Origin of the sequence: Streptococcus phocae (assembly GCF_001302265.1) — a bacterium.
In the GTDB taxonomy this organism is placed as follows: domain Bacteria; phylum Bacillota; class Bacilli; order Lactobacillales; family Streptococcaceae; genus Streptococcus; species Streptococcus phocae.
On record NZ_LHQM01000015.1, the window covers coordinates 42,084 to 48,425 of the forward strand.

At 43.6% G+C, this 6,342-nt stretch carries 10 protein-coding genes; 3 read left to right on the forward strand and 7 right to left on the reverse strand.

The features are described from left to right. Positions 1–17: 17 nt before the first annotated feature. Complete coding sequence (locus AKK44_RS04805) at positions 18–659, forward strand: deoxynucleoside kinase (RefSeq protein ID WP_054278749.1); 642 nt, start codon at positions 18–20, stop codon at positions 657–659. 135 nt (positions 660–794) lie between these two features. On the opposite strand, the gene AKK44_RS04810 is transcribed toward AKK44_RS04805, so the two are convergent. The 4 genes from AKK44_RS04810 to AKK44_RS04825 form a co-directional block, all read right to left on the reverse strand. Then, the gene (locus AKK44_RS04810) at positions 795–1,190 is read right to left on the reverse strand and encodes a single-stranded DNA-binding protein (RefSeq protein ID WP_037595411.1); all 396 of its coding nucleotides are present in this window, start codon (positions 1,188–1,190) and stop codon (positions 795–797) included. A gap of 105 nt (positions 1,191–1,295) precedes the next feature. Next, positions 1,296–1,928: a YtpR family tRNA-binding protein gene (ytpR, locus tag AKK44_RS04815; RefSeq protein ID WP_054278750.1), complete on the reverse strand. Its 633-nt coding sequence runs from the start codon at positions 1,926–1,928 to the stop codon at positions 1,296–1,298. A gap of 19 nt (positions 1,929–1,947) precedes the next feature. Beyond that, positions 1,948–2,265: a thioredoxin family protein gene (locus AKK44_RS04820; protein WP_054278751.1), complete on the reverse strand. Its 318-nt coding sequence runs from the start codon at positions 2,263–2,265 to the stop codon at positions 1,948–1,950. Further along, complete coding sequence (locus AKK44_RS04825) at positions 2,259–2,546, reverse strand: DUF4651 domain-containing protein (protein ID WP_201777503.1); 288 nt, start codon at positions 2,544–2,546, stop codon at positions 2,259–2,261. The genes AKK44_RS04820 and AKK44_RS04825 overlap by 7 nt, the downstream gene beginning before the upstream one ends. A gap of 497 nt (positions 2,547–3,043) precedes the next feature. Between AKK44_RS04825 and pepA the strand changes: the two genes are divergently transcribed. Then, positions 3,044–4,111 (forward strand): glutamyl aminopeptidase, encoded by a 1,068-nt coding sequence (pepA, locus tag AKK44_RS04830; protein ID WP_054278753.1) that lies wholly within the window; start codon positions 3,044–3,046, stop codon positions 4,109–4,111. Between the two features lie 33 nt (positions 4,112–4,144). After that, positions 4,145–4,915, forward strand: coding sequence for a pyrroline-5-carboxylate reductase (proC, locus tag AKK44_RS04835; protein WP_054278754.1), 771 nt, complete (start codon positions 4,145–4,147; stop codon positions 4,913–4,915). Positions 4,916–4,949: 34 nt separating this feature from the next. On the opposite strand, the gene AKK44_RS08675 is transcribed toward proC, so the two are convergent. Genes AKK44_RS08675 through AKK44_RS04850 form a run of 3 tightly spaced genes read right to left on the reverse strand, consistent with a single transcriptional unit; the run spans position 4,950 to position 6,314 of the window. Further along, a complete protein-coding gene (locus AKK44_RS08675) occupies positions 4,950–5,366 on the reverse strand; it encodes a hypothetical protein (protein ID WP_082385561.1) in 417 nt (138 codons plus the stop codon). A 16-nt stretch (positions 5,367–5,382) separates the two neighbouring features. Then, complete coding sequence (locus AKK44_RS04845) at positions 5,383–6,072, reverse strand: CPBP family intramembrane glutamic endopeptidase (protein WP_054278755.1); 690 nt, start codon at positions 6,070–6,072, stop codon at positions 5,383–5,385. A gap of 47 nt (positions 6,073–6,119) precedes the next feature. Continuing rightward, positions 6,120–6,314 carry a helix-turn-helix transcriptional regulator gene (locus tag AKK44_RS04850; RefSeq protein WP_037595395.1) on the reverse strand — a complete coding sequence of 65 codons (195 nt, stop codon included), beginning with the start codon at positions 6,312–6,314 and terminating at the stop codon, positions 6,120–6,122. Positions 6,315–6,342: the final 28 nt, after the last annotated feature.

The window sequence follows — 6,342 nt, forward strand, 5'->3', positions numbered from 1 at the left end:
ACAATAGAAGGAGAAACATGTTGATTGTACTAGCCGGAACAATTGGTGCAGGCAAAAGCTCACTAGCTGCTGCACTTGGAGAACATTTGGGAACGGACGTTTTTTATGAGGCGGTTGATAACAACCCTGTCCTTGACCTTTATTACCAAGACCCTAAAAAATATGCTTTTTTGCTTCAAATTTTCTTTTTGAACAAACGCTTTAAGTCCATCAAAGAGGCTTACCGCGAGGATAACAATATTTTGGATCGCTCTATTTTTGAAGATGAGCTCTTTTTGACCATCAATTACAAAAATGGCAACGTCACAAAGACAGAACTTGACATCTACAAGGAACTGTTAGCCAATATGCTCGAAGAGCTAGATGGCATGCCTAAAAAACGCCCTGACCTCTTGGTCTATATCGACGTTTCCTTTGAAAAGATGCTCGAGCGCATCGAAAAACGTGGCCGTAGCTTCGAACAAGTCCAAGACAACCCAGAGCTCCATGCCTACTACAAGCAAGTGCACAGCGAGTACCCAACCTGGTATGACAACTATGACATCTCTCCAAAAATCAAGATTGACGGCGACAGCCTTGACTTTGTTCAAAATCCAGAAGACCTCAGCAAGGTCCTTGACATGGTCGATGAACAGTTGAGACAGCTAGACCTCTTGTGATAGCTATCAAAAAAGACAAAACCGTTATTGGTCTTGTCTTTTTTGTGATCTAAGCCTTAGCCAAGACAAGGCATATTGCTTTTTGCCCAGTGATAAGGTAGGTTTCTGGACGATTCGTCATGATAAGGTAGGAGATTAAAAAGGAAGCTCGTCTTCTTCTAGGACTAGATCAACCAGGTCGTTAGCGACACTATTTTCTCGCATGGCTCGCTGCGCTCGGCTCTCTAAAAGCTGGAAAGATTGGCACAAAACCTCTGTGACGTAGTGGTTTTTGCCGTCTTTATCATACTTGCGTGTGCGCAACTCCCCATCCAGTGACAGCAAACTCCCCTTGCTGGCGTAGGAAACCAGGGTCTCAGCTAGCCGCCCCCAAACCACTAGATTGATAAAGTCTGCTTCGCGTTCACCCGTTGTCTTTTTAAAACGGCGATTAACCGCCACAGACACCCGTGACACAGACTTTCCAGTAGCTGTTGTGATTAGCTCAGGCTGACTAACCAAACGCCCGATAAGAATTACTTTATTATACATTTCTTACCCCCTCATCTTATTATTCGAAAAGGCGAGGCAAAATCGTTAAAAAACTAAAAAAATAGCAGGTAAATCTGCTATTTTTGTGTTATGGTGATTTGCTCCTTAGGCTTGACCCTGCCAGTGTTTTGCTGGGTCAAAGGCTTCGCCAATTACAGCTGTCTCAGATAGCTCGATGATGCCACGCTTTTGTGGCGCATTTGGCAAAGCAAGCTCGCGCGGTGCGCACATCATGCCAAAACTATCTTCGCCACGCAGTTTTCCTGGAAAAATCAAACTACCATTCGGCATCATGGCACCTGGAAGGGCTACGATGGTTTTTAAGCCAACAGCGGCATTAGGAGCCCCTGCGACAATTTGAACGGTCTTATCAGAAGCGATTTGCACCTGACAGATATTGAGGTGGTCGCTGTCTGGATGGGCTAGCATCTCAACAATCTGACCAACCACAAATACTGGACCTTGACTCGCCTCGAACCTTTCGTCAAAACCTTCTTTAGCCAACTCTTCGTTTAAGATAGCCACTTCCTGGTCTGACAAAAAGACCTGACCATTGCCTGTGATTGTCATGAGTTCAGAAACGTCAAAAATGTTCCAAGCTAGGGTGTTACCAGTCTTTGTGTCAAAGACACGTGCTACTCTACCTCGACGCTCGACCTGACGAGCGATGTCTTTTTTATCCTGCAAGATAACCATCAAAACATCGCCAACTTGTTCTTTATTGTATGCAAAAATCATTATTATGTCCTTCTTTTTCTTAATCGTAGGCTGCTAGAAACGCATTGATTTCAGCCTTTATTTTTCTCAGTTTATTGACCAATCGACCCACTTCTTTGCCTTTGTGAATCACTATAAAACTAGGAATGCCAAAAATAGCCCACTGCTCAGCTACCTCACCAAACTGGTCACGGTTAACTCGAACAAACGTCATCTCCGCATGCTCAGCCTCAATCTCAGGCATCACTGGATAAATAAACTGGCAATCTGGGCACCAATCCGCCGTAAAAAACAGGACGATCTTGTCCGTTGTTTCAATCAGTTGTGCAAGTTCGTCATAAGACGCTGGTGTTAACATGTGGTATCCTCCTCGGTGTTGATGTGTCCCTTGTGATAGGTGTAGGTATAGGCCTGACCATCTGTCATGACGACCCCACCAGTCGTTGTCTCTGAGCTTGAAGCTGCTGCATCGACATATAAAACGGCGATAGGGCCTTTTTTAGTGAAAAAATCCCGCAACTCTGATAGGATTTTTTGGCGCTGCCTTTCCTGATAGGTTTCTTTGGCCAACATCCCCAAACCAATCAGACAACCCAAACCTAAAAGCCCAGAGAGTATTCCTGTATTTTTCGTATTCATACCCTTCATTTTATCACAAAACGGCAGAAATAAGCTAGAGTAAACACCAACAATCTCCGATAAAAGATAATGTAATATAAAAAGCACGCTAAAGGGGTTGACAAGAGCCTATCAGGCGATTACAATAGACTTACAAAGGGATTAATCCTGCTTTATTATTTCGTTAAGCAAGGCCTAATCACGACACATTTTGTTAAAAAAGAGGTTTTCCTATGAGCCAGACACTACTATCATCTTTTTTCATGCAACAGGAGTCTTTTCGCATCGTATCGGCTTCGCTCTTTTTGTTGGTCAGCTTTTGCTTGATGATTTTTTTGATTAGCTCTCTCCACAAACCCACCCGTACTCAACCTGTCTCTAAACCAATTACCCCACTGCCTAAAGACTGCTAAAGCTTTAGGCTTTTTTTATGCCCTTATAACTGGCTGGCCCTTTTTCTTCTAAAACATGGTAAAATAAAGAGATGATTCTTACAAGAACGAAGGGGAGCTAGTGAAATGACAGACTTATTTTCGAAAATCAAAGAAATAACAGAACTCGATGGGATTGCTGGTTACGAGCATTCTGTCCGTGATTACATGAGGCAAAAAATCACACCATTGGTGGACCAGGTTGAAACCGATGGCTTGGGAGGGATTTTTGGCATCAAAAATAGCCTAGAGGAGCAAGCACCACGTGTCTTGGTGGCTGCTCACATGGACGAGGTTGGCTTTATGGTTAGCGAGATCAAGCCAGACGGTAGCTTGCGCGTCGTTGGTATCGGAGGGTGGAACCCACTCGTGGTGAGCTCTCAGCGCTATACTCTCTACACGCGCACTGGAGTGGCAATTCCCGTAATATCAGGCTCTGTGCCCCCTCATTTTTTACGTGGGGCTAATGGCTCTGCCACACTTCCTAGTATCGATGACATGATTTTTGACGGTGGCTTTTCGGATAAGGCGGAAGCCGAGCGCTTTGGCATCACTCCTGGGGATATTATCGTGCCAACATCAGAGACAATCCTCACTGCCAACAAGAAAAACATCATCTCAAAGGCATGGGACAATCGCTTTGGCTGTTTGATGGTCACGGAATTACTCGAATCTCTGAAGGAAAAACAGCTGTCTAATACCCTGATTGCTGGTGCTAATGTTCAAGAAGAGGTCGGACTGCGCGGCGCACATGTGTCTACCACGGCATTTGACCCAGAACTCTTTTTTGCAGTCGACTGTTCACCTGCTGGTGACATCTATGGCAGTCCTGGCAAGATTGGTGGAGGGACGCTCTTGCGTTTCTATGATCCTGGCCACGTCATGCTCAAAGACATGCGTGATTTTTTGATGACTACTGCTGAGGAGGCTGGTGTTCGCTTCCAGTACTATTGTGGTAAAGGCGGGACTGATGCAGGTGCTGCCCACCTCCAAAACGGTGGTGTGCCTTCGACCACTATTGGGGTCTGCGCACGCTATATTCACTCGCATCAAAGCCTCTATGCCTTAGATGACTTTGTCGAAGCGCAAGCTTTCTTACAGGCCATCGTGACAAGACTTGACCGCTCAACGGTTGATTTGATCAAGAACTACTAGGAAGGGCTAAGCGCAAGCTTTAGCAGGATTATTATGAACATTGGATTTATCGGAGTCGGCAAAATGGCTACAGCCATTATCCAAGGACTCAAACAAACACCGCACCACATTATTGTGTCTGGCTCATCACTGAGCCGTTCAAAAGAAATCGCCGAAGAACTCGGGCTTGCCTATGCGACCTCTCATCAGGACTTGATTGACCAGGTTGACTTGGTCATTTTAGGGATCAAGCCACAGCAGTTTGAGCGCGTGCTTAAACCACTACGTTTTCATCAGCCCATCATGTCCATGGCAGCTGGGGTGAGCCTAGAGAGGCTAGGACAGCTCACTAGTTGTGAGTTGCCCTTATTGCGCATCATGCCTAATATGAATGCTCAGATTCTTCAAAGCACCACTGCTTTGACCTATAACGACTTGGTGGATGAGGACCTCAAAAACATGGCCAGGCACTTAACCGACAGTTTTGGCACAACGTTTGACATTTCTGAGGCTGACTTTGACACCTTTACAGCGCTAGCTGGCTCTAGTCCTGCTTATATTTATCTGTTTATCGAAGCAATGGCAAAGGCAGGGCTAAAACATGGATTGCCTAAGGAAAAAGCACTTGAGATAGTCGCTCAAACCGTCGCAGCCAGTGCCAATCATTTGCTAGCGAGCGACGCTAGCCCTCACGATTTTATTGATAAAATCTGTAGCCCTGGAGGCACAACTATTGCAGGCTTATTAGAGTTAGAAAAAACAGGGCTCACTCACTCTGTTTGCTCTGCGATTGACAAAACGATCGAAAAAGCAAAAAACTTGTAGCAAGTGCTACAAGTTTTTTTCGTTTCAGAAGGGCTCACATCCGATTCAGTAACCAACTTCTGATAAGTAAATAAATATAACAAAAGATAATCGGAACCTTATAAGAAACAACCTCTTTTAAAGTGAGATTTGGGAATAGCAAGGGCGCTAAGAGAAAAACGATGAAAAAAATGTAAAAGCAGTAGGCTGCTGTTCGTTGATTGATTAAACGATTACGCTCATCATTTACTTGAATCAGGTGTTCTTTTAGGGAAATTGGTTCTGAAAACACATAATAACAGAGACTAGCAAATATCAAGCAGATGGCTCCACCTAAAAACAAGACAACCCCTATTAGCTTTTGTTGTATGAGTAAGAAAAATCCCAACACGCCCAAGAAAAGTCCCAAAGCAACAAAGATATGCCCAAGCATCTTATAAATGTATTGCCATTGACTAACCTTTTTTTTCATCTCAAACCTCCTACTGTTAACGCTTTGTAAGATATGGAAGCAACCACATTAACAACACCGCAATCCCATTATTTAAAAAATGAACAAGGATGGTGTATTCTAGTTTTTTCGTTTTATGGTAAATGAAACCAAGAACCAAGCCCATACCACCATAAATAAACCAGCTGCCTAAACTGCTTAAATCAGTCAGCATATGAATCAGTCCAAACAAGATGCTACTAAAAACCAATCCAACATAAGACTCCGTTCCAAATAGCTTGCCATAAAGCAAGCCTCTAAAGACAATCTCCTCAACAACAGGAGCCATGATCGTTAAAATAAGAACGATAAAAACAGGGTGTAATTGTGCATTTTCAATGGCGGCCTGATTAGCGGTATTGGCATTTTGACCGTTCTCAAGCACTAATAAGAATCCTCCAATCAGTTTTACGACAAAAAGGGCTAAGGTTCCGACCATAATCCATAAAAAACGATTCTCATCTTTTGGCAATAAGCGATTCCCCAGCAGGTTTATTCGGCGTGCTAGGTAATATACCCCACCAACCATGACTATGATGATGCTAGCCAAGAGTAAGATTTGCCAAAGTGGCTGATTCTTTCGAATGAACAGCAAGGGTAGCTGCTCCACAATAAAAATCAGTAAGGCTAAAAAAAACCATTTGAGTTTGCGGATGACTCTTGTCACAAGGGATTGTTCATTTTTCATTCGTTTCTCCTCAATCAAGTGCGTTTAGTGATGGTCACAACCATTAACTAATCTTCAAACAAGAAAAGTTCCTCAATCGTCATTCCAAAAAAAACAGAAAGCCTATAAGCCAAATCGATGGATGGGCTATACCGACCTTTTTCCAATGAAATAATGGTCTGCCGGGTAACATTCATCGCAACCGCAAGCTCTTCTTGGCTAATTCGTCTCAATTTCCGAAGTTCTTGAATACGATTTTTCATATTGCCTCCAAAACGTAAAGTAAACTAT

Coding starts and splice junctions, on each gene's coding strand:
- AKK44_RS08675 (WP_082385561.1), bottom strand. CDS start 5,366: ATGAAAAAAAAGGTTAGTCAATGGCAATACATTTATAAGATGCTTGGG.
- AKK44_RS04845 (WP_054278755.1), bottom strand. CDS start 6,072: ATGAAAAATGAACAATCCCTTGTGACAAGAGTCATCCGCAAACTCAAA.
- AKK44_RS04820 (WP_054278751.1), bottom strand. CDS start 2,265: ATGTTAACACCAGCGTCTTATGACGAACTTGCACAACTGATTGAAACA.
- AKK44_RS04850 (WP_037595395.1), bottom strand. CDS start 6,314: ATGAAAAATCGTATTCAAGAACTTCGGAAATTGAGACGAATTAGCCAA.
- AKK44_RS04825 (WP_201777503.1), bottom strand. CDS start 2,546: ATGAATACGAAAAATACAGGAATACTCTCTGGGCTTTTAGGTTTGGGT.
- pepA (WP_054278753.1), top strand. CDS start 3,044: ATGACAGACTTATTTTCGAAAATCAAAGAAATAACAGAACTCGATGGG.
- ytpR (WP_054278750.1), bottom strand. CDS start 1,928: ATGATTTTTGCATACAATAAAGAACAAGTTGGCGATGTTTTGATGGTT.
- AKK44_RS04810 (WP_037595411.1), bottom strand. CDS start 1,190: ATGTATAATAAAGTAATTCTTATCGGGCGTTTGGTTAGTCAGCCTGAG.
- AKK44_RS04805 (WP_054278749.1), top strand. CDS start 18: ATGTTGATTGTACTAGCCGGAACAATTGGTGCAGGCAAAAGCTCACTA.
- proC (WP_054278754.1), top strand. CDS start 4,145: ATGAACATTGGATTTATCGGAGTCGGCAAAATGGCTACAGCCATTATC.